Annotated in this window: 18 protein-coding genes and 2 tRNA genes; 6 read left to right on the top strand and 14 right to left on the bottom strand. The window is 61.7% G+C overall.

Annotated features, from left to right (window positions below; translation table 11 throughout):
• Window positions 1-162: 162 nt before the first annotated feature.
• The 3 genes from NKH73_RS12015 to NKH73_RS12025 all read right to left on the bottom strand — a co-directional run bounded on the left by NKH73_RS12015 (window position 163) and on the right by NKH73_RS12025 (window position 6,920).
• Window positions 163-3,783 (bottom strand): SPOR domain-containing protein, encoded by a 3,621-nt coding sequence (locus NKH73_RS12015; protein ID WP_352931566.1) that lies wholly within the window; start codon window positions 3,781-3,783, stop codon window positions 163-165.
• A gap of 103 nt (window positions 3,784-3,886) precedes the next feature.
• On the bottom strand, window positions 3,887-5,644 hold the full coding sequence (argS, locus tag NKH73_RS12020) for an arginine--tRNA ligase (protein ID WP_352931568.1): 1,758 nt from the start codon (window positions 5,642-5,644) through the stop codon (window positions 3,887-3,889).
• A 61-nt stretch (window positions 5,645-5,705) separates the two neighbouring features.
• On the bottom strand, window positions 5,706-6,920 hold the full coding sequence (locus NKH73_RS12025; RefSeq protein ID WP_352931570.1) for a deoxyguanosinetriphosphate triphosphohydrolase: 1,215 nt from the start codon (window positions 6,918-6,920) through the stop codon (window positions 5,706-5,708).
• 73 nt (window positions 6,921-6,993) lie between these two features.
• Here NKH73_RS12025 and erpA point away from each other — a divergent pair, with 73 nt between their 5' ends.
• The 4 genes from erpA to NKH73_RS12045 all read left to right on the top strand — a co-directional run bounded on the left by erpA (window position 6,994) and on the right by NKH73_RS12045 (window position 8,931).
• Window positions 6,994-7,341, top strand: a complete 348-nt coding sequence (gene erpA / locus NKH73_RS12030) for an iron-sulfur cluster insertion protein ErpA (RefSeq protein ID WP_352931572.1) — start codon at window positions 6,994-6,996, stop codon at window positions 7,339-7,341.
• Window positions 7,342-7,343: 2 nt separating this feature from the next.
• A complete protein-coding gene (locus NKH73_RS12035; RefSeq protein WP_352931574.1) occupies window positions 7,344-7,736 on the top strand; it encodes a VOC family protein in 393 nt (130 codons plus the stop codon).
• A 7-nt stretch (window positions 7,737-7,743) separates the two neighbouring features.
• Entirely contained in the window at window positions 7,744-8,538 is a 795-nt protein-coding gene (gene xth, locus NKH73_RS12040; RefSeq protein WP_352931576.1) for an exodeoxyribonuclease III, read from the top strand.
• A 99-nt stretch (window positions 8,539-8,637) separates the two neighbouring features.
• A complete protein-coding gene (locus NKH73_RS12045; protein ID WP_352931578.1) occupies window positions 8,638-8,931 on the top strand; it encodes a hypothetical protein in 294 nt (97 codons plus the stop codon).
• Between the two features lie 81 nt (window positions 8,932-9,012).
• Here NKH73_RS12045 and NKH73_RS12050 read toward each other — a convergent pair whose 3' ends face one another.
• The 9 genes from NKH73_RS12050 to NKH73_RS12090 all read right to left on the bottom strand — a co-directional run bounded on the left by NKH73_RS12050 (window position 9,013) and on the right by NKH73_RS12090 (window position 20,754).
• A complete protein-coding gene (locus NKH73_RS12050) occupies window positions 9,013-9,849 on the bottom strand; it encodes a tetratricopeptide repeat protein (protein ID WP_352931580.1) in 837 nt (278 codons plus the stop codon).
• Entirely contained in the window at window positions 9,836-11,560 is a 1,725-nt protein-coding gene (ilvD, locus tag NKH73_RS12055; protein WP_352931582.1) for a dihydroxy-acid dehydratase, read from the bottom strand. The genes NKH73_RS12050 and ilvD overlap by 14 nt, the downstream gene beginning before the upstream one ends.
• Before the next feature lie 289 nt (window positions 11,561-11,849).
• A complete protein-coding gene (locus NKH73_RS12060) occupies window positions 11,850-13,115 on the bottom strand; it encodes an OmpP1/FadL family transporter (protein ID WP_352931584.1) in 1,266 nt (421 codons plus the stop codon).
• Between the two features lie 457 nt (window positions 13,116-13,572).
• Window positions 13,573-16,356 (bottom strand): valine--tRNA ligase, encoded by a 2,784-nt coding sequence (locus NKH73_RS12065; protein ID WP_352931586.1) that lies wholly within the window; start codon window positions 16,354-16,356, stop codon window positions 13,573-13,575.
• Between the two features lie 296 nt (window positions 16,357-16,652).
• Entirely contained in the window at window positions 16,653-17,513 is an 861-nt protein-coding gene (locus tag NKH73_RS12070) for a PopZ family protein (protein ID WP_352931589.1), read from the bottom strand.
• Between the two features lie 212 nt (window positions 17,514-17,725).
• A complete protein-coding gene (locus tag NKH73_RS12075; RefSeq protein WP_352931591.1) occupies window positions 17,726-19,126 on the bottom strand; it encodes a TolC family outer membrane protein in 1,401 nt (466 codons plus the stop codon).
• Between the two features lie 184 nt (window positions 19,127-19,310).
• On the bottom strand, window positions 19,311-19,979 hold the full coding sequence (locus NKH73_RS12080) for a protein-L-isoaspartate O-methyltransferase family protein (protein ID WP_352931593.1): 669 nt from the start codon (window positions 19,977-19,979) through the stop codon (window positions 19,311-19,313).
• Between the two features lie 107 nt (window positions 19,980-20,086).
• A tRNA-Cys gene (locus tag NKH73_RS12085) sits at window positions 20,087-20,160 on the bottom strand.
• Between the two features lie 330 nt (window positions 20,161-20,490).
• Window positions 20,491-20,754 (bottom strand): hypothetical protein, encoded by a 264-nt coding sequence (locus tag NKH73_RS12090; protein ID WP_352932233.1) that lies wholly within the window; start codon window positions 20,752-20,754, stop codon window positions 20,491-20,493.
• Between the two features lie 221 nt (window positions 20,755-20,975).
• Between NKH73_RS12090 and NKH73_RS12095 the strand changes: the two genes are divergently transcribed.
• A tRNA-Asn gene (locus tag NKH73_RS12095) sits at window positions 20,976-21,050 on the top strand.
• Window positions 21,051-21,064: 14 nt separating this feature from the next.
• Here the strand turns inward: NKH73_RS12095 and NKH73_RS12100 are convergent.
• On the bottom strand, window positions 21,065-21,331 hold the full coding sequence (locus NKH73_RS12100; RefSeq protein WP_352931595.1) for a hypothetical protein: 267 nt from the start codon (window positions 21,329-21,331) through the stop codon (window positions 21,065-21,067).
• 473 nt (window positions 21,332-21,804) lie between these two features.
• Between NKH73_RS12100 and NKH73_RS12105 the strand changes: the two genes are divergently transcribed.
• The gene (locus NKH73_RS12105) at window positions 21,805-22,479 is read left to right on the top strand and encodes a DUF8692 domain-containing protein (protein WP_352931597.1); all 675 of its coding nucleotides are present in this window, start codon (window positions 21,805-21,807) and stop codon (window positions 22,477-22,479) included.
• A gap of 81 nt (window positions 22,480-22,560) precedes the next feature.
• On the opposite strand, the gene tssH is transcribed toward NKH73_RS12105, so the two are convergent.
• Entirely contained in the window at window positions 22,561-25,311 is a 2,751-nt protein-coding gene (tssH, locus tag NKH73_RS12110; protein WP_352931600.1) for a type VI secretion system ATPase TssH, read from the bottom strand.
• Between the last annotated feature and the right edge of the window lie 296 nt (window positions 25,312-25,607).

Here is a 25,607-nt window from a genome sequence, read left to right on the forward strand (position 1 = left end):
AAATCCTCTTTATTACACCCCCCCCCCCAACACCTGACACTCCATCCCCCCCCCGGGGGTTCCAAAAAAATATAAACCACAAAACTCATCAAACCATAACCCCGGGGCGGGGCCCCCCCCCCCCCCGTTTCTTCCGCCCAAGGGCGGGGACATTTGGAATGTTTAGCGCGACACGAAGCAGTTGCCGCCGGCAGCCTTGTAGCTGGTGCACAAATCGATCGCGTCATTACGCGACTTCGCCGGGACGCGGACGCGGTAGAATGTTCCCTTGCCGGCGATCTCGGCTTTGACGATGTTGGCGGTGCGGCCGGAAAGCACGCTGCCGTAGCGGCGCTGCAGGTCCGCATAGCTGGACTGCGCGCTTTCGACAGTCGGCTGCGAGGCGATCTGCATCGACCATGAGCCACCGCCGGTAGAGGCTGTCGCTGGATCGATGGATGCCACCTGATCGGGCTTGACCTCGCCGACGACATCGACCGGTTGGTCGGACGGACGTTGCGGCGCCACCGGAACCGTGGCCGGTGTATTGGCAGGCTGAGCGACTTGAGTTTCAGCGGCTTGGGCTTCAGGCGCGGGCGCGGCCGCCGGATCGGCTGCTGCTGCCGGATTGGCGGTTTCAGTCTGGTCACCACCCAGTGGGCTACCACTAGCCCGGTCGGCAACAGGCGGCACCGTACCGGTCTGCTCCGCCTCGCCAACCTGACCGGCTGGAGCCACGTGCTGCGGCGCCGGATCGACAGGATCGATGGCGGCCACCTGCGCTGTCGCAGGCGCCGGATCCTCCCGCGCAACCAGTGAACCGTCCGATTTGACGACCATGGTTCTCACCTTGCGCGGCGCAACGGCGACGACATCGGGTTCGATGCCGTTGTCGGCCTCTTCAAGAACCTGGGCTATACGATCCTCGGACTTGGGTGTCGGGCTGGCGATGGCGGTATTTCCGGCCGCTTGCGTGCCGCCAGCCGCATCGGCGCCTTCAGCGGCGGCGACATCGTCGGGCGAAAGATCGACCACACGGCTTTGCGGCGGCTCCTTGGCCGTCACATCCACCGGCTCTTCGGTGTTGGTGACCAGTTTTTCCTGGACCGGTTCGGCAGGCTTCGCGCCGCCCTTGGCCACGGCGTCATAGACCTTGTTGTCCTGGTTCGGCACGACGGTGCCGCCCGGATTCTCCGGCCTGACCTTGATTGGTGCGTTGTCCGCCTTGACGATGACCGGCGCAGCGCTGCCGCCGTTGCCACCAAAAGACAGCGCGAAGGCGCCGAGACCGCCGGCGATCGCCACGGCGCCTACGACCGCGGCGATCAGCAGCCCGCGGCTCCGGGGCCTCCCGGCCTCGTGCTCGGCAAGGCCTGGAACCGACATGGCCTCATCCAATTCGGGATCGTAGTCAAGTTCGTCCAAGCCAAAGTCGTCGGCCTGCGAAACCGGCCGGCCGGCCGGCAGGTCGAAGCCGCTGGCAGCATCGGCATAAGCCGCACTGACGGAGGCTTCCGCGGGTCTCGCCGCGTAGGTCCGCGTTTCAACGCGGTCGGGCTCATAGCCCGATGGGAACCCAGTCCCTGATTGGAACGCAGCCGCCGAATGGAACCCACTGGCCGATTGAAAGCCAGCATTGTAGGATTCGTCGTCATACGCCGCGCTGCGCGCCGGGGCGGCAGCGACGTCCACGGTGTTCATTTCGGTGAGAAGACTGGCGAACTCGGTATCGAGATCGTCATAAACAGGCGCCGCCGGTTCGTCTTCGTTGAAGTCGAGTTCCGGAATATCGAGGTCGTCCGCCAGCGCCACGACGCGCTCGGGCACATCGACCGTCTCGACATCGGGCATCTCGTCATACGCCGAAGACTGCTCGCTTTGCGCTGGCGCAGATGCTGCATTGGCGGCATCGTCTTGCGCCGGCTCATCCTGATAAGACGGCGCCGCAGCCATTGGCGGCGTTGCCGAGGCCACTTCCGCGGTCCTTGCCGAAGCCGTCGGCTGGGTTGCAAAGGTAGGCTGCGACTGTGCGACTGGCGTTACGCGGCTCCACGAACGGGCCGGCTCCGGCGTGGCGGAGCGTGCCGCCAGCCAGTCGAGCGCGTCGTCCCTGGGAGCGGCCACCGCAGCACTATCGTCGTCGCCATGATCCAGACCGATGTCCTTGGCAAAGGCAGCATGCAATGCATCGTCGTCGAAATCGACATCGGCCGGTCCGGTGGAATCTTCAGCGCTGAAATCCTGGCCCTCGAGTTCATCGAAGAGGACGGTGTCGAGATCGGCATCGGCTACCTGAACCGCGCTATCCGCCGGCTGCTCCGAAAGCTCTTGCTCGTCAAGGCTCCAGTCCAGTTCGTCGACCACTGGTTTGCCGGCGCCCTTTTCAGCGGCGGCCACAGGCTGCTGAACCGTGGCGGGCCCGCTGGCCGCCGATGTCGCCGCGGGGACAGCCCGTGCGCTCATCGTGCCCAACAGCGCGTTCAATTCGTCTTCAAGGCTCCGCTCGTCAGCGACAGCGGTTGGCGCGGCCGGCTGGACCGCGGCAGCTGGCACCGTCGGCTGGATTGCGACGACGGGCGCCTGAGCAACCGGCTCCTCGGCAAGCGCGTCATCGAAATTCAAGTCGAAATCGTCGTCGAACGCGTCTTCCGTGATCCCGGCGGACCGCTCGTCATTGGCGGCGATCGCCTCCGGTTCGTCAGACGCGTCAATTTCGACTGGTTCAGCCGTGCGAACGTCGAAATCCATGTCGATATCGGCCATGGCGTCTTCGAAATGGCCGACAAATTCCTCTTCGGATTCTTCCGAAACGGCCTGAACAGGCGCGGCAGGAGTTTCAACCGCGGCCTGCTCGATCGGCGCATGGTCGTCGAGCATCAACTCGTCTTCGAGCGAGCTTGCGACGGCATTATCGAAGTCATCGTCGAGGGCGATTTCGGCGACCGGCACGGCGGCTTCGGCAACAGCGGCATGGTCCGTCGCCATATGTTCGTCGAGCGTCAACTCGTCTTCCAACGAGCTTGCGACCGCATTGTCAAAGCCATCGTCGAAAGCGGGTTCGGCAGCCGGCGCGGCGGCTACGGCAGCGGCGTGCCCCATCGGCGCGTGCTCGTCCAGCATCAGTTCGTCTTCGAGCGAGCTTGCGACCGCGTTATCGAAGTCATCGTCGAGGATGGGGGCTGCGGTCGACGCCGAACCGGCGGCGGCGGTTTTCTGTTCGGCCTCGTCCGCCACATCGTCGTCGAGCAGGAAATCCTGTTCGAGCGACGCGGTAAGCTCGTCGTCCCCAAACTTGTCGTCCATTACCAAATCGTCTTCGAACGGCGACACATCATCGAGCGAACTCGCGAGTGCATCGTCGAGATCGTCATCGAAGGCAGCCGGCGCGAATGTTTCGGCAACACCGGAACGCGGGTCGTCGGCAGCAACGGCATGGGCGGCTTCATCCGCCGCATCGTCCTCCAGCAGGAAATCCTGTTCGAGCGACGCAGCAAGCTCGTCGTCCCCAAGCTCGTCGTCCCCAAGCTCGTCAGCCAATGCGTCAGCGGCTTCGAAAGCCGGCTCGCGGACCTCGGCGGCGCGATCATCGTCGTCGGCGCCGAATTCGCCCATCAACTCCTTCTCGAGATCGATGTCGAAATTGCCCTCGTCGACCGGCTGGCTGCCGGGAGCTGCCTTCGGCTGAGCCTGCGGCTTGACCGGCTGGCGCGGGTCGAACCCCATGATCCTGGTCAATTCCGCGAACGGATCATCGTCGGCGATATCGTTTTGGGCGGCTGCTCTCAGCTGGGTTCTGTCTGCCATTATTGTTCCCGAACTCGCACTCATTCGGACGCCATGAACGTCGCGTAGGGTTGGCCCTTACCAGCGCAATGTGGGCAAAAGGTGACAGGTTTTTTAGTCAAACCTAACGCATTTCGGTCGGCGCATCGGCTCCGATCAGCGTCAGGCCGGACGTCAAAACGTCCGAAACAGCCTGCACCAGCCCTAGTCTGGCATGCGTCAATTGTCGGTCGTTAACCTTAACAAAACGTAAGTCAGGATTTTCGGTGCCGCGGTTCCAATGTCCGTGGAAGCTGGAGGCGAGGTCGTAGAGGTAGAATGCCAGCCGGTGCGGCTCGAGCGCAAGGGCCGCGGATTCGATCAGCCGTGGATATTCCGCAAGCTTCCTGATCAGGCCGATCTCGCCTTCGTCTGTCAGCGAAGCGGTGGCGGCGGCCAGCCGATTGCGGTCGAAATTGGCCTCGCCCAACTGTTCGCTCGCCTGCCGGAACACCGAATGGCAGCGCGCCGAGGCGTACTGCACGTAAAACACCGGATTGTCCTTCGACTGCTCGGTCACCTTGGCGAAGTCGAAATCGAGCGGCGCATCGTTCTTGCGGTAGAGCATCATGAAGCGGATCGGATCACGGCCGACCTCCTCCACCACTTCGCGCAGCGTCACGAAATCGCCCGACCGTTTCGACATGCGCACCGGTTCGCCGTCGCGAAACAGCTTCACCAACTGGCAAAGCAGCACGGTAAGCTTCACCTCGTCGCCGGCAATCGCCCGGGCGAGCGCTTCCAGGCGCTTCACATAACCGCCGTGATCGGCGCCAAGCACATAGATCAGCTCAACGAAGCCGCGATCGACCTTGTCCTTCAGATAGGCGACGTCGGCGGCGAAATAGGTGAAGGTGCCGTCGGACTTGACCAGCGGCCGATCGAGATCGTCGCCGACCGCCGTCGAGCGGAACAGCGTCTGCTCGCGATCTTCCCAATCGTCCGGCTTCTCGCCCTTGGGCGGCGGCAGCTTGCCCTTGTAGATATGGCCCTTGAGCGTCAGGTCGCTGATTGCCGAGCGGATTTTCCGAGCATTGTCCGCATGCAGCGTGCGTTCCGAGAAAAAAACGTCGTGATGCACGTTGAGCAGCGCCAAATCCTCGCGAATCATCGCCATCATCGCGTCGATCGTCCTGTCCTTGACGATGGCAAGCGCTTCCTCATCAGGCATCTGCAGCAAGGAGCGGCCGAATTCGCCTGCCAATGCCTGGCCAACCGGGATCAGATAATCGCCTGGATAAAGCCCGGCCGGAATCTCGCCGATCTCGTCGCCGAGCGCCTCGCGGTAACGCAGCATGACCGAGCGGCCGAGCACGTCGATCTGCGAACCAGCGTCGTTGATGACATATTCCTTGGTCACCTCATAACCGGCGAAGGCCATCAGATTGGCGAGTGCATCACCCACCACGGCGCCGCGGCAATGGCCGACATGCATCGGTCCGGTCGGATTGGCCGAGACATATTCAACGTTGGCCTTCCTGCCGCCGCCGACCGTCGAGCGGCCGTAGTTGCGGCCTTCGCCGAGCAGCGTGGTCAGATGCACCTGCCAGAACGCATCCTTGAGCCTGAGGTTGACGAAGCCCGGACCGGCAACCTCGGCGGCGGCGATGTCGGTGTCGGTGCGCAGCGCCTGCGCCAGCCTTTCAGCCAATACGCGTGGCGACTGGCCGGTCGGCTTGGCCAGCACCATTGCCGCATTGGTCGCCAGGTCGCCATGGCTGGCGTCGCGCGGCGGCTCGACGGCGATGCGCGATAGGTCCAGCGTACCGCCGTCCTTGTCTTTCAAATCAAGCGCTTCGACGGCTTTTATGATTCGCGCGTTGAAATCGGCGAAGATGTTCATTGGTGTGGCTCTGGCGGCTTTGCAGGGATCCGGCTCATCGGCCGGCAAAATCGAGCCCGCCCTAGCTCAATTCAGGCGTATGGTCAAACAAACGGCGGTGTTCCTTCAAAGCGTAGGTGTCCGTCATGCCCGCCAGGAAGTCGGCAACGCTGCGCGCCTTGATGCGATCGTCGGCCCGGTCGAGCCCTTCGCGCCAGCCATCGGGCATGGCGCGCGGATCGGCGAAATAGACGTCGAACAGGTCCCTGACGATCTGCTCGGCCTCGGTGCGCACGCGCATGACCTCTCTATGCCGGTAGAGATGCTTGTAGAGAAAGGCCTTCAATTCCTTTTCCGCGGCGGCCATTTCGGCGGAAAAGGTCACCATCGTCTCGCCTGCCGCCCTCACCGCATCGGCGCTCTCCGGCTTGATGCGCGCGAGGTTGGCGGTGGTCGACACGATGACATCTTCGACCATCATCGTGATCTGCCGTCGCATCAGTTCGTGCCCCGTCCTCACATCGTCCAGCGCCGGATAGCGCTGGCGCACGCCTGCCAGAATCGACCCCGGCAACGAGATCTTCTCCAGCATGTCCAGCGTCAGGAGCCCTGATCTCAGGCCGTCATCGATGTCATGGGTGTTGTAGGCGATGTCGTCGGCGATCGCCGCGCACTGCGCCTCGATGCCGGCGAAGCGGTCGAGTTCGAGGTCGTGCAACTCCGAATAGTCGCGGATCGCTTGCGGCACCGGCCCCTTCAGGCCCTTTCCCCTGGCGTCGGTCAGCGGTCCGTTGTGCTTGACCAATCCCTCCAGCGTTTCCCAGGTGAGGTTAAGCCCGTCGAACTCCGCGTAGCGGCTCTCCAGCCGCGTCACCACGCGCAGCGATTGCGCATTGTGGTCGAAGCCGCCCCAGGTGGCCATTTTCTCGTTCAGCGCGTCTTCGCCGGTATGGCCGAAGGGCGTGTGGCCGAAATCATGCACCAGCGCCACCGCCTCAGCCAGGTCCTCGTCGCCGCGTAGCGCCCGCGCCAGGGCGCGCGCAATCTGCGCGACCTCGATCGAATGGGTCAGCCGGGTGCGGTAATGGTCACCCTCATGCGCGACGAACACCTGCGTCTTGTGTTTCAGCCGGCGGAACGCCGTCGAGTGGATGATGCGGTCGCGGTCGCGCTGGAACGGCGTTCGGGTCGGGCTCTCCACCTCATCGAACAGCCGCCCGCGCGACTTTGCCGGATCGCAGGCATAGGCTGCACGCGGCCGATAGCCGAACCCGATGTCGCCCAACTCCTTGGTCATCGCCGATACCGCAGTTGACTTGCCCCCTCGCGCTTCATACCTATCATGTGAAACCGAAAGCAAGGTGACGCCCATGGGCGCTGATGCCAAGACTGCTATGAAAGTCGAGATGACCGACGCCGCCGCCAGTCGGATCGCCAAGATCGTATCTGGCGAAGCCGGCAAGAAGGCGCTGCGCGTTTCGGTCGAGGGCGGCGGCTGCTCCGGCTTTTCCTACAAGTTCGACCTGGTCGACACCCGCAACGATGACGACGTCGCCATTGAGAAAGACGGCGCCACCGTGCTGATCGACGACCTCTCGCTGATCTATATGGGCGGCTCGGTGATCGATTTCGTCGACGATCTGATGGGCCAGTCGTTCCAGATCAGGAACCCGAATGCGGTCGCCTCCTGCGGCTGCGGCACCAGCTTCAGCATCTAGAAATGCCTGCCATTGGCGCGGTCCGTCAGGTCGCGCTTTCAGCCGGGCGCGACCTCGATGCAACGCTGGCGTTCTGGCACGACGTGCTCGGCATGGCAGTCCACGTGCGCTTCGATCCGCCCGGCATCGCCTTCATCATGGCCGGCGACGTGCGGCTGCTGTTCACCGATGGCCTACCGGCCGGCACCGTCTATCTCGACATATCAGGTATCGACGATTTCCACGCCTCGGCAAAAGCCGCCGGTGTCCCCTTCACTGCGCCGCCGATGCTCGTCCATCGCGATACCGAAGGCCTGTTCGGGCCGGCAGGGGAAAGCGAATGGATGGCCTTCCTAAAGGACCCGGCAGGCAATACGATCGGCCTCGTCGAACGCCGGAAGCCGGAACAGCAATGAGGCCGTCATGAAAATCGTCACTTGGAACATCAACGGCGTTCGGGCCCGCCTTGGCAACTTGACCCATTGGCTGACCGAAAGCGCGCCCGATATCGCTTGCTTGCAGGAGATCAAGACGGTCGACGAGCAGTTTCCGCGGGCCGAGATCGAAGCGCTTGGCTACAATGTCGAAACCCACGGCCAAAAGGGTTTCAACGGCGTCGCCATCCTGTCAAAGCTGCGCTTCGACGAAGTCATCAGAGGCCTGCCGGGCGACGATGCCGACGAGCAGGCGCGTTTCATCGAGGGAGTGTTTTCGACCGACAGTGGCGCGTTACGCGTTGCCTCGCTCTATTTGCCGAACGGCAACCCGATCGAAGACGAGAAGAAATTCTCCTACAAACTGTCCTGGATGGCGCGGCTGGAGCGTTGGGCCGAAGAACGGCTCGCGCTCGAAGAGGCGCTGGTGCTGGCCGGGGACTACAATGTCATACCGGAACCGACCGACGCAAAATTTCCGGAGAACTGGCTGGGCGATGCGCTGTTCCAGCCGCAGACGAGGCAGGCGTTCCGACGGCTGAAGAATCTCGGCTTCACCGAAGCCGTGCGCGCAGTCACCGACGCGCCGGACACCTATACATTCTGGGACTATCAGGCCGGCGCCTGGCAGAAGAACAACGGCATCCGGATCGATCACTTGCTGCTTTCGCCCGAAGCTGCCAACCGCTTTTCCTCAGCCTCGATCGAAAAGCACGTGCGCGCCTGGGAAAAACCCTCCGACCACGTGCCGGTGGCCGTCGAACTGGCCTTTGCGCCAATCTGATCATTTCGAGGTTCGAATCGCCCGGATTTACGGCCGATAGACCGTCATATCGCCACAATCCAGGGTTCCGCTGCAATTCGGGTTCGGCTGGGATTCAGGATGACGATCAGGTTTGCGCTTTGCCCATGTGCTGCGGCGCTCGTCCTCGCGGCGACCCCTGCTTTTGCCAATGCGGAATGCCTGGCCAACGGAAAATCATTCCAGATCGGCCAGGTCGCCTGCCTGACGCTTTCCGGCCAGAGCCACCTCGCCCGTTGCGACATGGTTCTCAACAACACGTCGTGGACAAAGATTCGGGACGATTGTCCGGAAAATACGCCGCCGCGTCCGCACGCGACGCCAATCTCGACACCGGCGCCAAGCCCGGTGCCGGCGGAGCCCATCGAGAACTGATTATTTGCGCGGCGCAAAGCTTCGGAAACTGAAACTCGCCACTTTAAAGAGTTCCAGTTCAATCCTCAGCGAGCGCCAATCCTACTGGTCGCCGCTACCTTTGGTGAGGATGTCATCGGCCAGTGAAATCGCGGTGCGGCGGTCGGCCTCGCCCGCGGCGGCAAACGCTTCTTCCTGCATGCCGCGAATCCATGGCTGGTCCGAAGGTGAAGCCCGCTCAAGTGCCGCGGTCATCATTGCCAGCCCCCGAACGATCTTGCCGCTCTGGAAGAGCAGGTTACCGAGCGTCGCCTGCGCGCCGGCATGGCCCTTTTCCGCAGCGAGCTGGAACCAACGTCCGGCCTGCTTGATGCTGGCCTTGACGCCGCCCTTGCCGTTCAGGAAGATTTGGCCCATCTCGAACTGCGCATTCGGGTTGCGGTAGTTGGCGGCGGCGCGCATGTAATATTCTTGGGCCGCCACCTCGTTCTCTGTGATGGGGCTGCCGGGGATGCCCTTCCTCAGATAATCGCCGAGCGCCACGAGCGCATCCGATACATAGCTCTCTTCCGGCGAACCGGGCTCGACGTCCTGATCGACGATCTCCGAGAAGAACTTGAACGCCGCGTAGTCATCGCGCTCTACGCCGTCGCCCTCGGCATACATACGCGCAAGCTTCCAGGTGGCGCCGATCTGGCCGTTTTCGGCCGCGTATTTATAAGCCTCCGCAGCCTGTTCCTTGCGGCCGTTCTTGTAGGCGGAGAAGCCGAACTGGAACACCGCCCACGGGCTAGACTGCGGCTTCACGCCGGTCTTGTCGTCGAACACCTTGTCGTCGAAGGCCATGGCCTGGCCCGCGGCGCCCAAGGTCGCGCCAAAAGTGGCGATCGCGACCAGTGCCGAAAAGACAGACAACCTCAGCAACTCAGATATCCGCATAACAATGTGTTTCTTTGGCACCACCGGGATGGGTAACCGCGCCGTCGCGGGCAGGCCCTACCGTTTGTGCATATTTCCAGATCGCGCCCGACTGATAGTCGGTTGCGCGCGCCTTCCATGCCTTTGCTCTGGTCGCCAGTTCGGTGTCGGACAGATCAACCTCGATCGTGCCGTTCACCGCGTCGATCGAGATCAAATCGCCATCCCTGAGCAGCCCGATGGGACCACCCACGGCGGCTTCCGGCCCGACATGGCCGATGCAGAAACCGCGTGTCGCGCCCGAAAAGCGTCCGTCGGTGATGAGAGCCACCTTGCCGCCCATGCCCTGTCCATAGAGAGCCGCCGTCGTCGATAGCATTTCCCGCATGCCCGGACCGCCGCGCGGCCCCTCGTAGCGGATGACGAGGACTTCGCCCTCGCTGTAGCTGCGATCCGTAACCGCCTGGAAACATTCCTCTTCCGAATCGAAGCAGCGCGCCGGGCCGGAGAATTTCAGCTCCGACATGCCTGCGACCTTCACGATCGCGCCTTCGGGGGCAAGGTTTCCCTTCAGACCCACGACACCACCCGTTTGGGTGATTGGTCGATTGGCTGGACGGACCACATCCTGGCTATCATTCCAGGCTACGTGCTCCATATTTTCGGCTAAAGTGCGGCCGGTCACTGTCAGGCAGTCGCCATGCAGATAGCCGTGGTCGAGCAACGTCTTCATCAAAAGCGGAATGCCGCCGGCCTCGAACATGTCCTTGGCGACATATTTGCCGCCCGGCTTCAGATCGGCGATGTAAGGCGTCTTCTCGAAGATCCTGGCCACGTCGAAGAGGTCGAACTTTATTCCGGCCTCATGCGCGATCGCCGGCAAATGCAGCGCAGCGTTGGTCGAGCCGCCGGTGGCCGAAACCACGGTTGCCGCATTCTCCAGCGCCTTCAGCGTGACGATGTCGCGCGGACGGATATTCTTTGCGATCAGCTCCATGATCTTTTCGCCAGAGGCGAAATTGAAACGGTCGCGCATCTCGTAGGGCGCCGGTGCCCCGCAGGAATAAGGCAGCGCCAGGCCAATAGCCTCGGCGACGGTGGCCATGGTGTTGGCGGTGAACTGAGCACCGCAAGAGCCGGCCGACGGACAAGCGGCTTGCTCGATTTCGAGCAGTTCAGCGTCGCCGATCGTGCCGACCGAGTGCTGGCCGACAGCCTCGAACACGTCCTGCACGGTGATCTGCCGGCCCTTGTAGGAACCGGGCAGGATCGAGCCGCCATAAATGAAGATCGACGGCACGTTGAGCCGCACCATGGCCATCATCATGCCGGGCAGCGACTTGTCACAACCGGCAAGGCCGACCAGCGCGTCGTAACAGTGGCCGCGCATGGTGAGTTCGACGGAATCGGCGATGACCTCGCGCGACACCAGCGACGATTTCATGCCCTGGTGGCCCATGGCGATGCCGTCCGTGACGGTAATGGTGCAGAATTCCCGCGGCGTGCCGTTAGCCGCGGCGACGCCCTTTTTGACCACCTGCGCCTGACGCATCAGCGAGATGTTGCAGGGTGCCGCCTCGTTCCAGCAACTCGCGACGCCGACCAGCGGCTGTGCGATCTCGGCCGCCGATAATCCCATCGCATAGAGATAGGAGCGGTGCGGCGCGCGCGCCGGACCGACGGTCACATAGCGGCTGGGCAGCTTGGCCTTGGAGATGACTTTGACGTCCATGCTCTTCCTTGCCGCTGGCGGTGCGGCCTGCCCCTTTGCCTTTTGGCCCGAGACGAATTCGAGGTGCGCCGGGTTTATGGCGGGAAATAGGCAATGTTCCCGGGCACCACTGTGGCGCGACCGATGCGCAGGAACTGTTGCCGAAACGTCACAATGGTAGAAGGCAGCGGGATACCGCGTGTTTGCAATGATTGACGGATGCCATCGGCTTGGGACCGGCAGCCAGAAAGCCCATTCAACCAAAAAGGCCGGGCAGTGCCCGGCCTTTTTATCGTTTAATTTTAGTAGCCTACCACTTGACCTTGAAGGAAGCTGAAAGGGCGGTCACGAGATCGTTGCCGAAATCGTATGAGACGTCTGTGCCGTGAGGAATGCCGTCCTTATCAAGGACCACGCCGACCGATCCACTGGTCAGTATGCCGACGGCACCGCCGAAGCGGACTTCGACGTTTTTGTTGGGCGAAAAGGACGCGCCGGCACCAACCGTCCAGGTATCGGTTTGGGTGCTCAAGCCCGTGGTCGTTCCGCGATCCCAGGTAAGCGTCGCTGCAGCGCTCCAGCGGTCGTTGAACTTGTGGCCGATACCGCCGGAGACGGTCCATCCGTCGCGATAGAGCAGATCCAGAGACGTGACGAAGCTCGGCCCCCCGTAGGTACAGGGAACCGGAGCGCCGACGGCGCAGAAATTGACAATCTGCAGCACACTCCAGTCGACCCACTTCACCGACCCGAAGGCAAGCCAGTCCGGAGCAATGCCCGACTGGACCTTGAACTCGACCGACTGCGGCATGCTCGCCGTACCGATCACAGGAATTACACCCCGGCCAACCTGCGTAAGATCGACGTCCCCGGTCACGTCTCCCAAATCAACGGCGCTGTTGTAGACCAAGCTGGCACGGAGCGCGATTTCCGGAATCTCATAAGCGGCGCCGATGCGCCAGCCAACCCCGTTGCCTTCGAGGTCGATCCGACCTACGCCGGAGAGGGGCACAGGAAGGCCAGTAAAATCTTGGACTAACCGCTCCTTGAAGCCACTGATATCCTGGTAGAACACACCGCCAATGAAGCGAAACTGACCTTTGCCCACATCCATCTTGTAGGAGCAGGTGCCTGCAAAATTTTCGCTTTTGATCTTGGTTTCGATATTGCTGTTGGCGCCTGCCCAATTCAGACCGGGGGCCGAATGGATCCCCCAAGGCTGAGAATAATCGCCCATGCAATCGAGGTGGGGGCCGACTCCAACCTTGATTCCCATGCGGGGAACAAAATAGCTCTCCGAGTCATCGGCAGAACTGGACCGAGAGTTCAAATCGCCACCGCCAGGACCAGTACCGGGTGGTGGAAAACCACTGCTAGTATCTGTGTCTACGGCATTCTTGATCTTCCGTTCCGGCATCACATAAGTGCCCGAAAGCTCCCCGGCGACAGGCGCCGGATCGAAAAGCAGATCGATGTTGTAGCCGCTGCGCTCGAGGCCGCCGGCATGCGCCGCCCCGATCAAAGCCAGCGAAAAGCACCCTGCCCCCAGCAGCGCTTTCAGACGCAAATTGTTCATGAATGTCCTCCCCGAATACGAGTGGATCAAGCTAGAACCAATTCAGGTTAACGGCGCAACAATGAATTCTCGATGTGTACACGTACGCCTTGGCCGACCGCATTTTCGACAAAGTTGCAGCTTTCGCCGCAAAGCCGGAAAACGGCCTGTTTGGACATAAATCGACGAAAAAATTCGGAAAACTCGCACAGAACGAGGCAAAAATGGGCCATTTTGCGAAAACCAGACCCATTGTTACATTATGGCAACAATGGGCCCAAAAGATTCCGTTTACGTCAAGATTTACGCCGCGGAATGCCTATTTTCGTGGCAGAAAGCCCTGTCCGGAAGCAGATCAAAAGACTCGCGAATCCGCAGATCAAAGGACTCGCGAATCCGGAGCAACGGACCAAACCGGAACGCCGGTTTGGGACAGTTCGATGCTCAGACAATCCGGTGCCCGAACCTAAAGACAGGATCAACCGGCTTCGCGCACTCGTGTCAGCGCCACGGAAAGTTTTTCTTGCGCTTCGCGATAATCGGTGAGCTTTTCGCGCTCGGCTTCCACCACATCTTCCGGTGCGTTGGCGACGAACTTCTCGTTGGACAGCTTCTTGTGCAGGCGGGCGATCTCTTCGGTCACCTTGGCCAATTCCTTCTGCAGCCGTGCTGCCTCGGCAGCAAGGTCGATCAGGCTGCCGAGCGGCAAGCAGATTGTCGCCTCGTTGAGCACGATCTGCGCGGAGCCCTTGGGCGCCGTATCGACCAGCGAGATGTCGCCGACCCGCGCCAGCCGCTTGATAGCCGATGCCTGGCGTTCAAGCCTTTCCCGGGTCGTGACATTGGCGCCGATCACCATCAAGGGCGCGATCGCCGCCGGCGGCACGTTCATCTCCGAGCGCACGGAGCGGATACCTGAGACGAGGTCGATCAGCCAGTTGATGTCGGCGGCCGCTGCCTCGTCCTCGAAATCGGGCGACGGCCAAGCGGCATGGCAAAGCAGCGACGGCCGTTGCTTGCCCTCGCCTGATGTCTCAGCCCAAAGTTCCTCGGTCATGAACGGCATCATCGGGTGCAGCAGCTTGTAGATCTCGTCAAGCACGAAGGCGACGCAAGCTCTGCTCTCGGCCTTGGCAGCCTCGTCCGAGCCCATGAAGACCGGCTTCAGCAGTTCCAGGTACCAGTCGCAGAACAGGTTCCAGACGAAGCGATAGGCCGCACCCGCCGCCTCGTTGAAGCGGTATGAGGTGATGCCATCGGTGATCTCGCGTGCGGCCCGCGTCAGTTCGGTCAGGATCCAGCGGTTGACCGCCAGCTTGGCATCGTTCAGCCAGAAATCGTCGTTTCTCGCGACCTCGTTCATCTCGGCAAAGCGCGTTGCGTTCCACAGCTTGGTGCCGAAGTTGCGGTAGCCGGCGATACGGGCCGGGTCGAGCTTCACGTCGCGCCCTTGCGCCGCCATCACCGTCAGCGTGAAGCGCAGCGCGTCGGCGCCGTATTCGTCGATGAGATCGAGCGGGTCGATGACGTTGCCTTTCGACTTCGACATTTTTTGCCCGTTCTTGTCGCGTACCAGCGCGTGCATATAGACGGTATGGAACGGCTCCTCGTCCATGAAATGCAGGCCCATCATCATCATGCGAGCGACCCAGAAGAAGATCAGGTCGAAGCCGGTCACCAGCACGTCGGTTTGGTAGTAGGTCTTCAGCTCCGGCGTCTTTTCCGGCCAGCCGAGCGTCGAGAACGGCCACAGCGCCGACGAGAACCATGTGTCGAGCACGTCCTCGTCGCGGGTCAGGATCTCGCCCGGCTTGAAGTTTTCAAGCTTGTCCTCGACCCAGGCCTTCCACGGCCCTTCCAAAGCCAGATAATATTCAACCGCGGCTCCGAGCGCCTCCTCTTCGGTCTTCTCGACGAAGACATGCCCGTCCGGCCCGTACCAGGCCGGAATCTGGTGTCCCCACCAGAGTTGGCGCGAAATGCACCAGGGTTCGATGTTTTCCATCCATTGGAAGTAAGTCTTCTCCCAGCTGCCGGGTATGATCTTGGTGCGGCCTTCGCGCACGGATGCGATCGCCGGCTTGGCGAGTTCGGCCGCATTGACATACCATTGGTCGGTCAGCAGCGGCTCGATCGGCACGCCGCCGCGATCGCCATGCGGCACGGCGTGACGATGCGGCTCGACCTTTTCGAGGAAACCGCCCGCCTCCATCAGCTCGACGATCTTTTTGCGTGCCACGAAACGATCGAGGCCGTTGAGTTCATCCCAAACGGCCTGGCGCTCGGGCGTCACCTCCAGCCCGGCGAGAAAATCCTCATTGTCGGTCAGGTTCACCGCCGCCTCGACGGTGAGAATGTTGATCGCCGGCAGCCTGTGGCGCTTGCCGACCTCAAAGTCGTTGAAATCATGCGCCGGCGTGATCTTGACCGCGCCGCTACCCTTTTCAGGATCGGAATAGTCGTCCGCCACCACCGGAATCTTGCGGCCGACGATCGGCAAGACGAGGTTCTTGCCGACCAGATGCCGAAAACGCTCGTCCTCTGGATGCACCGCCACAGCGGTGTCGCCGAGCATCGTTTCGGGACGCGTCGTCGCCACAGTGATGAAGGTCTCAGGGTTTTCCGGATCGAAGGCCACGCCCTCGACCGGATAGCGGAAATGCCAGAGATTGCCGTTGACCTCCTGCTGCTCGACCTCAAGGTCGGAGATCGCAGTGAGCAGCTTTGGGTCCCAGTTCACAAGGCGCTTGTCCTTGTAGATCAGGCCTTCCTTGTAGAGCGTGACGAACACCTCGAGCACCGCCTTGGATAGGCCCTCGTCCATGGTGAAACGCTCTCGGCTCCAGTCGGCCGAGGCGCCGAGCCGCTTCAGCTGGTTGAAAATCGCGCCGCCGGATTCAGCCTTCCACTCCCAGACGTTGTCGATGAACTCATCGCGCGTCAGGTCGCGGCGGTGGATCTGCTTTTCCATGAGCTGGCGCTCGACCACCATCTGGGTGGCGATGCCGGCATGGTCCATGCCGGGCTGCCACAACACGTTCTTGCCGCGCATACGCTCGAAGCGCACCAGAATGTCCTGCAGCGTGTTGTTGAGCGCGTGGCCCATATGCAGCGAGCCGGTGACGTTCGGCGGCGGGATGACGATGGTGAAGGCTTCCGCGCCCTCTTCGGCGCCTGCGCCGGCGCGAAAGGCGTCGGCCTCCTCCCAGATTCTGGCGATCTTCGGCTCGACGATTTTGGCGTCGTAGGTTTTTTCGAGCATGGAAAGAGGTCCGAGCTGTCGGGAGATGTTGGTTCGGTGTAAATCGGAAGGCAGTTGGCAAGTCAACCGCAAGCGAGCGGCAGACAGCGGTGGCTAATAGATAGCGCCTGGATAGTTCGAGACAACTCACCGAAGTGATCATCGCGGGGCAATCGCTTCAGGTTTGCGCTGCTCCTTGGCCCGCCGGGCATCTCTCCCCCGCATAGTGACGGGAGAAAGAAGCCCGCAGGCGATGAAGGGCAGTTCAATAAAACGCCGCCCGGAGGCGGCGTTTTGTCCTAGACTGGTCTCTGAAATTATTGCGCGCCGCGCGCCACGCGCTCGATTTCCTCGCGCACCAGCCGCTCGACCAGCGTTGGCAGATTGTTGTCCAGCCAATCCTGCAGCATGGGCCTGAGCATCTCTTCGGCCATCTCGTCGAAGGTTTTCTTGCTGCGGCTGGCGAACGCATCGGAAAGCTCGCCGAAGGCGGCGGCAACCTGCCGGCCCGTATGTTCGGAAAGGATTGCCGGACGAGTGGACGATGCCTCGTTTGCCGCCGGACGCGTCAACCCGCTTCGTGGCGGCTCCGGCTCGAAAGCAGATTCGGCCGCATCCCCAATAGCCTCGGCCCTGTCTGGGGTCCTGTCCGGCTTGGCCACGCTCATCGCCTCGCCGACTGCGGCGATCTCACGCCGCCAGTCGGAAACGATCCTGTCGGTCGTCTCCGCAGCGGTCTCTGTCGCAGGCGCATCCGGCTTGGCGGCCGGCGCCGGATCGACGGCGCCCCCGGCAAGCGTCACCGGAGCTTTGAGCGGATCCGTATCGGAACGCATTGGCGGCTGCATGCGCGCGACGGCGGGCTCGACGGCCGACGATAGCGCCTGCACCTCGGCCAGCGTGGCCGGCTTTCTCGCGTCAAATCCCGGACGCAATTCGGCGTGAAACGCACCCACCTCCGGCTGCGCCTCGCCTGCCTCCGGCAGCGCCTTGCCTGCCTGCCGTGCCGCGCCGCCTGTCGCCGACGCTGGCATCGCAACCGACGCAAGATCCTGCAGCAGATCGTCCGCCTCGTCCGGCTGCTTGCGACCGGTATCGTTGTCTTCGATAATCCTCCGGATGGAAGCCAGTATTTCTTCCATGGAAGGTTCGCGCTGCACGCTGCTTGCCGTTGCCATCGTCACATCCGCCGCCCTTGTGACTCGTTGCAGATTTCCTGTCCGGCCAAGCCGGATTCGAATCATGGCGACAGCGTAACCCACGGATCGCCCTACGAGAATCCCCAAACTGAGGGCGTATCGGATTTCAACAGATTAGAGCCCGCGCATTCCTTGGGAACGCGCGGGCTCTAATGCCGGAAATTGGACGGAATTTGGAACTGGTGGAGCGATCAGCGGCCGTCTGGCGTGCGCAGGCCGATCCACTTGTCCTTGACCGCATTGTAATGTTCTTCGGGCTTGTATTTCGCCACCTTAAGGGCGAGACGATCGACAGACAGACGACCGACCGCCGACAGGATGGCATAGCTCGCCACCACCAAATCGCGTTCGGAACTGGCCTGGTTGATCTTGGCGGTGATGAGAGTGGCCTGGGCGTTGAGAACGTCGAGCGTGGTGCGCTGGCCGACATTGCGCTCCTCGATGACGCCGCTCAAGGCAAGCTGCGCGGCGGCGATCACCTGCCTGTTGGCCACCACGGTCTGCTGAGCGGCAGTATATTGCGTCCATGCCGAGGTCACGGCTTGCCGCACAGTGTCGCGGCTGACATCGACCTCTATCCGGGCCTGGCTGAGCGATTCCTTGTTCTGACGCACTATCGCCGAGGTCCGGCCGCCCGAATAGATCGGTATAGTCAACGTGGCGCCGATGCTGGCCGAATTGGTTGTACCATCCTGCCCTGTATCGGCAGAGCCCGGAGCCGTTCTGCGAAAGGCGCTGGAAACGCCGGCGGAAGCCGAAAGCTGCGGCAGCAGCGCGCCTTCCGCCGATTTCACCGAAAACGCCGCCGCGTCGACCAGATGCTGGGTGGCGAGGATGGCCGGGTGCTCGCTGGATGCGATCGCGATTGCCGCATCGAGGTTCGACGGCAACAGCTTCGACAGCGGCGAAGCGGCCCTGAGCCTGCCCGGCTCGTCACCGACGATCTGGCGATAGGTCGCAGCGCTTGCCAGTGCCTGCGCGCGGGCGGCGGCCAGTTCCGCCACGGCGGAGGAACGCTCGGCATCAGCTTGAGCCACGTCGGTGCGGGTGCCTTCGCCGACCTCGAAGCGCGAACGCGCGGCGCGCGCCTGCTCGGTCAGGAACTGCAGGTTCTGCTCCGTCAGCACCGCCACTTGGCGGTCGCGGATCACGTCCATGTAGGCGCTTGCCGCGTTGAACAGAATGTTCTCTTCGGTGTTGCGCAGGCTCTCGACCGAGGCGCGGACCTGCGATTCGGCGGCGGCGACATTGTTCCTGGTCTGAAAGCCATCGAACAGGGTCTGGTCGATCTGGACGCCGAAGTTACCGGTGGTCAATGAGATGTTTCGGTTCGACCCCCTACGGGCATCGAAATGGCTTCTGGAGAAGTCGATGTCCGCGGATCCGTTGATGGTCGGGCGCCAGCCGGATTTGGCGATGGCAACGCCCTCGTCGGTAACGCGGACGCCGGCGCGGGCTGAATTGAGCTGGGAATTGTTCTGGTAGGCTTTTGAAAGTGCGCCAAGAATGGTTTCCGCCGAGGCGGCCACTGGAGAAAGCGCGGTCGCGGAGACAAGGACGGCGGTAAAAAGACTCTTGCGTAAAGACGGCACGTTATTCCCTCATTCGTTTTGCATGGGAACCACACCGCGCCGGCTCCTGCCATTCGAGCAGCCGGCGCGATGTGTTTCAGGTTCCCTGCTGTCAGCCCCCAAGAGTACCCCAGTCATGCGGATCAGCAACGATTGTTCAAACGCAAGCGAACATGACAACGCCTTTGCTGCAAGCCAAAATCATTCAGAACTCAAACGCACGGATACGTTCAAATCCCGGTAGTGGCTTAATTGCCGCATTAAATGCGCCTCTTCCGGTTACAACCCCCCCTGTCTTAAAAAATAATCGGGCTACACCCGAATTCCCCTGTCCTTCGACGGCGATGAGACGGCCGCCTTCGGCAAGCTGGTCGAGCAGCGCCGCCGGCACCTTTTCGACACTGCCGCCAATGAAAATGACGTCGTAGGGCGCCCCCGCGGCATGGCCCTCTGGCAGCGATCCCTTGACCACGGTGACATTGTCGCAGCCCAGCGCCGAAAGCGTCGACATGGCGGTCTCGGCCAATGCAGGATCGCTTTCCAGCGCAACGACCGACTTTGCCAGCCGCGACAGGATCGCCGCAGCATAGCCGGTGCCGCAGCCGACATCGAGCGCCGAATCGCCCGGGTCAATTTCGGCCAATTGCATCAGCTTGGCCAGCGGCGAAGGCTCCATGAGATAGCGTGGGCCATCCGCTCCATTGGCAATGCGAATGTCCTCGTCGATATAGGCGAGATCGCGCTGGCCGGGGGCGACAAAGGCCTCGCGCGGCACGGCAAGCATTGCGTCGAGCAACGGTGCGCTGGTCACGTCGGTGGTGCGGACCTGGCCATCGACCATTTTTACCCGGCGTTCGGCAAAATCAGCGCTCATGTTCCAACCAATCCGCCCAAAACCAATCTGCTTGCCGCGCCAAGACCGCGGCTCATTTCGACCGGAACTCAAGCTCCCTGGCGCTGGTGCGCGGGAGCTTGGGTAATTGGAGGCCTCGCCCGGAATCGAACCGGGGTGCAAGGATTTGCAGTCCTCTGCGTAACCACTCCGCCACGAGGCCTCATTGCTCCCGGCGTTCCACCCGGTTCCAATAGGTTGCGGCGAAAATGCCGTCAAGCGGCCATGGTGCATTCCGGACGGTTTCCCCTGGGCCATGTTGCCACGTGTCGAATCGTCGACATACATGCTGCATCTAGTACATTAGTTAAGCGTTAAGTACGGAATATGGCAAAGGAAAGTCTGGTGCCCGGATCTTACGATGGGTAAGCAGAAGGTTCCGCCGTTCTGAAGGAGAATTGCGCCAGCTGGGACAGCGCTCCGGGCATTAGCCGGGTTTAGGTCGAGCCGGAAAGACGCCCCATCCCGGAGGCTTACCACGCGGTGCAAACCGTCAGTTCGGCCGCCGCCGCCGCCGTTCCCACCACACGACGAGCCGGCGCCGATGACGGCGCACCAGGGCAAACTCGTAGGAGAGCACCAGCAACCCAACCGGTATCATCCAGAAGCCCAGCAGCGGCAGGAAGCCAAGAATGCCGCCGAAAATCAGCACGGCGCCGATCGCAATCCTGAGGCCGCGCGAGCGCGGCATCGTGAACTGACGGCCGAAGATCGATATTTTGCGTGCCGGTGGATGGTTGTGGCTTGCTGCGCTCATGTCTGGTTGGCGGGTCCGTTCGGGCAAAGTAAAAGCACCAGCTAACAAAAGCCGCAACCGCTTTTCGGTTCCGCGCTTCCTGTCAGACGGCTCATATGAGGCCGCCCGCACATGATTGCCAGAAATCGGGGCGTGAAAAAGCGCCGAAAAAAACGAAATGCTTCTTTGCAAAGCCGAAACGGGTTTGCTATAGGCTGCGCCACTCACATGAGAGCCTCTGTTCCCCGGTAGCTCAGTGGTAGAGCAACCGGCTGTTAACCGGTTGGTCGCTGGTTCGAATCCGGCCCGGGGAGCCAACAATTTCAAAGACTTAGCTTTCCGAAGAAATTGCCCATCCCTTTCGGGGCAGCATCTGGGCAACATGGCTAGAGGGAATCGGCCGTTCTACCGGGTCTTCATCGCCACCAAGCACGAAGCGGCTGTTCAACAGATCGAAGCCGCGATTGCTGCGTTTCACGCTGGGCAGTTTGCCGTCACTGTGACGCTGGCAGGAGCTGCCGACGACACGGGCCTGAGAAGACGGGCTGCCTTTGGGCTTCCATTCGGGACAACCCATCTCGCCTATCGAGGAAAACAAAGTCTGGATCCGGCCTCTCAACGAGACGCGTGACTGGCTGAAGCATGATAGGCCTGAGCAAACGCGCGCTTTGGTCGCCTTTGAGACTGATGCGCATGCATTGGCTCGCAAAACCGCGATTTCAATTAGCTGACGCTTAATTAGTTCCAATTTTAACGAAACGTTGACCGCGCTGTCCTATTCTGGGACAGCGCGGTTAACCCCAAAGGCTGCGCAGGCGGCTCCGGCAATTCAGCAACCCGCCTCACTGCCGGAGCCGCTTCCACACTACCCTTTTAGAATACCACCAATGGTTCAACCAACTGTTACCGCACGTGCTTTCCAGTGCGCTTTCCCAGTCGTTAAAGTTTAATGGAACAGGGCATCGCCTCCACGGTTTGAGCGTGCTTGAACGTGTTTAAAAGCCAGCTTAGTACTTCTTAATCATTTGGGTCAGAATGTAATTCCTCTCCAGTTTTCAATGACAATTGATAATGCCAGACAAGAACGCGCTGAACACAACGGATGGCGGCGAATGGACAATACCCTGGCGCTTGGTGATAGTGGCGGCGGCGGCGGTTAAAGTTGTGATGCTCTTAGCCGCGCTGTTCGTCGCGCAAATTCGTGGTCTGGACGCTTGGATCTTTTATCGAGATCCATCTGCAGCCGCCGAAGTCGCCTTCTATACGGGGTGGATTTCGTCCCTAGGCGCTTCACTATGGATCGGCTCCGGCGCGGCGACCCTGTTTGCTGGCCTGCTCACGCACCGATGGGATTGCACGTTTCTCGGCGGCCTTACCCTGCTCTTGGGCCTTGATGACCTGTTGTTGATCCACGAGGAGGTGCTGCCCATTGTTGCGGTACCAGAGATCGTTGCGATGATTGCCTACGCCGCCGCCGGGTTGTTCTGGTTCTTTCGGCTGCGACGGAAGACATTCGACGGCACGATCGTATTTGTAGTTGCAGGCTTCCTACTCGCGATGTCAGCATCGATCGACCAGCTGGGAGAACTGTTTCCTACCCCGGGTTCGGCGGTCGCCATCGCCGAAGACGCCGTTAAAGAGCTTGGGATCTTCCTTTGGGCGGCAGGTGCCATTGGATACGCGGCGATGGTGACACGATTGGGCCGCCCGTGGGTAGATCCAGCCAACCCCAACTCTACAGGCTGACTGCCGCACACGCCCGCATCTAGCGCGCCAACGCGTCGGCTGAAGCAGCCGTCGAGATGTTTTGTCAGAGTCGCTCCTCAACTATTCGAAAGAATAGGTGAAACCGCCTTCGGAGGCACCAACAGTCACCTTTGTCATTTTTTTGCCCTCGAGCGACCGGTTCAGCACCCCGCGACTTAATTCCGGTAGAAGCGTGTTCGTCAGAATGGCATCGATCATGCGGCCGCCGGATTCGATCTCGGTGCAGCGGGCCTTGACCAGGTCCATGACACCGTCGCCGATCACCAACTCGGCATCGTTGGTTGCCCGCAGCCGGCGGGCGATCTTGGCAAACTGGTGCCGGGTGATTGATTCGATCATCGTGTCCGAAAGCGGGTAGTAAGGAATAGTCACGACACGGCCAAGGAAGGCCGCCGGGAAGACCTTCAGCAGCGGGCTGCGCAGGGCGGTGTCGAGATCTTGGAGCCCGGAGCGGACGGTGCCGTTCCTGGTCCGATCCATGATGACCTCGGAGCCGACATTGGAGGTGAGCAGGATCAGCGTGTTCTTGAAATCGATCCGGCGGCCCTCGCTGTCGTCCATCATTCCCTTGTCGAAAACCTGGAAGAAGATTTCGTGCACGTCCGGATGCGCCTTCTCGACCTCGTCGAGCAGGATCACCGAATAGGGCTTGCGTCGCACCGCCTCGGTCAGGATGCCACCCTTGCCATAGCCGACATATCCGGGCGGTGCGCCTTTCAGGGTGGAGACCGTATGCGCCTCCTGGAATTCGGACATGTTGATCGAGATGAGGTTCTGCTCGCCGCCGTAAAGCGTCTCGGCCAAGGCCAGCGCGGTCTCGGTCTTGCCCACGCCCGATGGACCGCAGAGCAGAAAGACCCCCACTGGTTTTTCGGGCGCGCCGAGCCCGGCGCGGCTGGTCTGCACGCGCCTGGCGATCATCTCCATGGCGTGATCCTGGCCGACCACGCGTTCGGACAGAGTGGCGGCGAGCCGTAGCGCCTTTTCGGTCTGGCTCGACAGCATCCTGCCAGTGGGAATCCCAGTCCAGTCCTGGACCACGGCAGCCACAGCGTTGCGGTCGACTGACGGCAGGATCAGCGGCGTCTCACCCTGCGCTTCGGCCAGTTCGGCCATCAGTTCCCGCAGCCGCGCGAGGTCAGCAGCCGGATCGGGTGGAGAAGGACCGGCAGTGGCCGTTGCACCCTCATCAGTTTCAGGTGTTCCGATCTCAGGCGCATCGGCGCCTGCTGTTTCGACGACCGCCTCCGGAGTCTCCACCGCATCGAGCGGCACACCCTCGCCGCGCAGCCTGGCGCGCAATTCGAGTATCTCGCCAACCAGCGCCTTTTCCCGATCCCAGCGTTCCTGCGCGGCGGCAAGCGTGCCTTCGGTTTCGGCAAGTCCGACGTCGACCCGAGCCTGCCGGTCGGTCACCTCGATACCAATCGCCGCCTCGCGGCCGATGATGCCGCGCTCGACCTCCAGTGCCTGACGGCGGCGCAGAATATCCTCGACCTCGGCCGGGGTGGCATGCTGCGAAATCGCGACACGGGCGCAGGCAGTGTCGAGAAGGCTCACCGCCTTGTCCGGTAATTGCCGCGCCGGGATATAGCGGTGCGACAGGCCGACCGCCGCCTCGATCGCCTCATCGAGTATCTGCACCTTGTGGTGTTGCTCCAACACGCCGGCCACACCGCGCAACATGAGAACGGCCACCGCCTCAGACGGCTCGTCGATCTTGACCACCTGGAAGCGGCGTGTCAGCGCGGGGTCTTTCTCGATGTGCTGCTTATATTCGGCCCATGTCGTTGCCGCGATGGTGCGAAGTTCGCCGCGCGCCAGCGCCGGTTTCAGCAGATTGGCAGCATCGCCCGTTCCGGCCGCCCCGCCCGCGCCGATCAAGGTATGGGCCTCGTCGATAAACAGGATGACTGGCGTCTCGGAAGATTGAACCTCGTCGATGACCGCCTTCAGCCGCTTTTCGAACTCGCCCTTTACGCTTGCGCCTGCCTGCATCAATCCGACGTCGAGCATGCGCACGCTGACGCCTTGCAGCGTCGGCGGCACGTCGCCCTCGGCAATGCGCAAGGCAAACCCCTCGACCACAGCTGTCTTGCCGACGCCGGCCTCGCCGGTCAGGATCGGGTTGTTTTGCCGGCGTCGCATCAGGATATCGACGATCTGCCTGATCTCCGGATCACGGCCGACGACCGGATCGATCTTGCCGTCGCGGGCGCGCTGGGTCAGATCGGTGGCATATTTCGCCAGCGCCGAGTCGCCTCCCGGGGCCCGCCGAGGCGTCTCGACGGCGGGGGCTGCTGAGGGGGCGCCAGCTTCGAGCGACCCCTCCACCACGTCGGTGAATCGCGCGATAACCCCGTCGGCGTCGATCTTGTCGAATTCTCCGCTGATCTTCGACAGCAGGCCTTCCAGCACAGGCGTCTTCAGACAAGCGAGGAGAATATAGGCGCTGCGGACCTCCTCAACGTTGAACTCCAGCCCCGCCAGGTTCCAACCCTCCTGGATGGCATGAAAGATATGGTCGGAGAATTCCTCGATCGAAGTCGCGCCATAGGGCAGCTTGTCGACGGCGCGGGTCAAGTCGGCGGTAAGCCGGCTTGCGTCCACTCCCGCATGGGCAAGGATCATTTGCACATCCGAGCGATCGGAAAGCACCAGTTGTTCGATGAAATGGACGAGTTCGACGTAAGGATTGCCGCGCAGCTTTGCGGTATCGGCCGCGGCCTTGAAGGCGCGCACACAGACAGGATTTAGCTTACCGACCAGTTCCTTGCGTTTGACGCTCTGCGATGACCGGCGCTGTTCCATTGAACGTGCTCCCGAGATCTGGCTATCGATACCCTGCCACATAAGCCGCTGCTTGACAAAGCATGTGATGGGATGAGCCGCCCGGATGCCGACCCACCCGGCATCTCCCGGTCAGGTGACATGCCGTATTCCAGCGCAACAAACACCCGATTGCCTCCCCGCTATGCGAAGCATTTCACATACACGGTCCGGCGATCGCGCGACTGTTTCGGCGAAGGTAAACAGCCGTGTTTAGCTTCTGTTAGTTTTTGAGCAACTGCTTAATTGTGATAAAGTGATGGCGTGTGATAACGTTG

This window comes from Mesorhizobium sp. M0938 (assembly GCF_040319125.1).
Classification (GTDB): domain Bacteria; phylum Pseudomonadota; class Alphaproteobacteria; order Rhizobiales; family Rhizobiaceae; genus Mesorhizobium; species Mesorhizobium robiniae.

Bases quoted from the DNA above. Each gene is read 5' to 3' on its own strand.
- ilvD (WP_352931582.1), bottom strand. From the start codon at position 11,560: ATGGACGTCAAAGTCATCTCCAAGGCCAAGCTGCCCAGCCGCTATGTG.
- erpA (WP_352931572.1), top strand. From the start codon at position 6,994: ATGGGCGCTGATGCCAAGACTGCTATGAAAGTCGAGATGACCGACGCC.
- NKH73_RS12080 (WP_352931593.1), bottom strand. From the start codon at position 19,979: ATGAGCGCTGATTTTGCCGAACGCCGGGTAAAAATGGTCGATGGCCAG.
- argS (WP_352931568.1), bottom strand. From the start codon at position 5,644: ATGAACATCTTCGCCGATTTCAACGCGCGAATCATAAAAGCCGTCGAA.
- NKH73_RS12015 (WP_352931566.1), bottom strand. From the start codon at position 3,783: ATGGCAGACAGAACCCAGCTGAGAGCAGCCGCCCAAAACGATATCGCC.
- NKH73_RS12065 (WP_352931586.1), bottom strand. From the start codon at position 16,356: ATGCTCGAAAAAACCTACGACGCCAAAATCGTCGAGCCGAAGATCGCC.
- NKH73_RS12070 (WP_352931589.1), bottom strand. From the start codon at position 17,513: ATGGCAACGGCAAGCAGCGTGCAGCGCGAACCTTCCATGGAAGAAATA.
- NKH73_RS12025 (WP_352931570.1), bottom strand. From the start codon at position 6,920: ATGACCAAGGAGTTGGGCGACATCGGGTTCGGCTATCGGCCGCGTGCA.
- xth (WP_352931576.1), top strand. From the start codon at position 7,744: ATGAAAATCGTCACTTGGAACATCAACGGCGTTCGGGCCCGCCTTGGC.
- tssH (WP_352931600.1), bottom strand. From the start codon at position 25,311: ATGGAACAGCGCCGGTCATCGCAGAGCGTCAAACGCAAGGAACTGGTC.
- NKH73_RS12105 (WP_352931597.1), top strand. From the start codon at position 21,805: ATGCCAGACAAGAACGCGCTGAACACAACGGATGGCGGCGAATGGACA.
- NKH73_RS12045 (WP_352931578.1), top strand. From the start codon at position 8,638: ATGACGATCAGGTTTGCGCTTTGCCCATGTGCTGCGGCGCTCGTCCTC.
- NKH73_RS12090 (WP_352932233.1), bottom strand. From the start codon at position 20,754: ATGAGCGCAGCAAGCCACAACCATCCACCGGCACGCAAAATATCGATC.
- NKH73_RS12050 (WP_352931580.1), bottom strand. From the start codon at position 9,849: ATGCGGATATCTGAGTTGCTGAGGTTGTCTGTCTTTTCGGCACTGGTC.
- NKH73_RS12060 (WP_352931584.1), bottom strand. From the start codon at position 13,115: ATGAACAATTTGCGTCTGAAAGCGCTGCTGGGGGCAGGGTGCTTTTCG.
- NKH73_RS12035 (WP_352931574.1), top strand. From the start codon at position 7,344: ATGCCTGCCATTGGCGCGGTCCGTCAGGTCGCGCTTTCAGCCGGGCGC.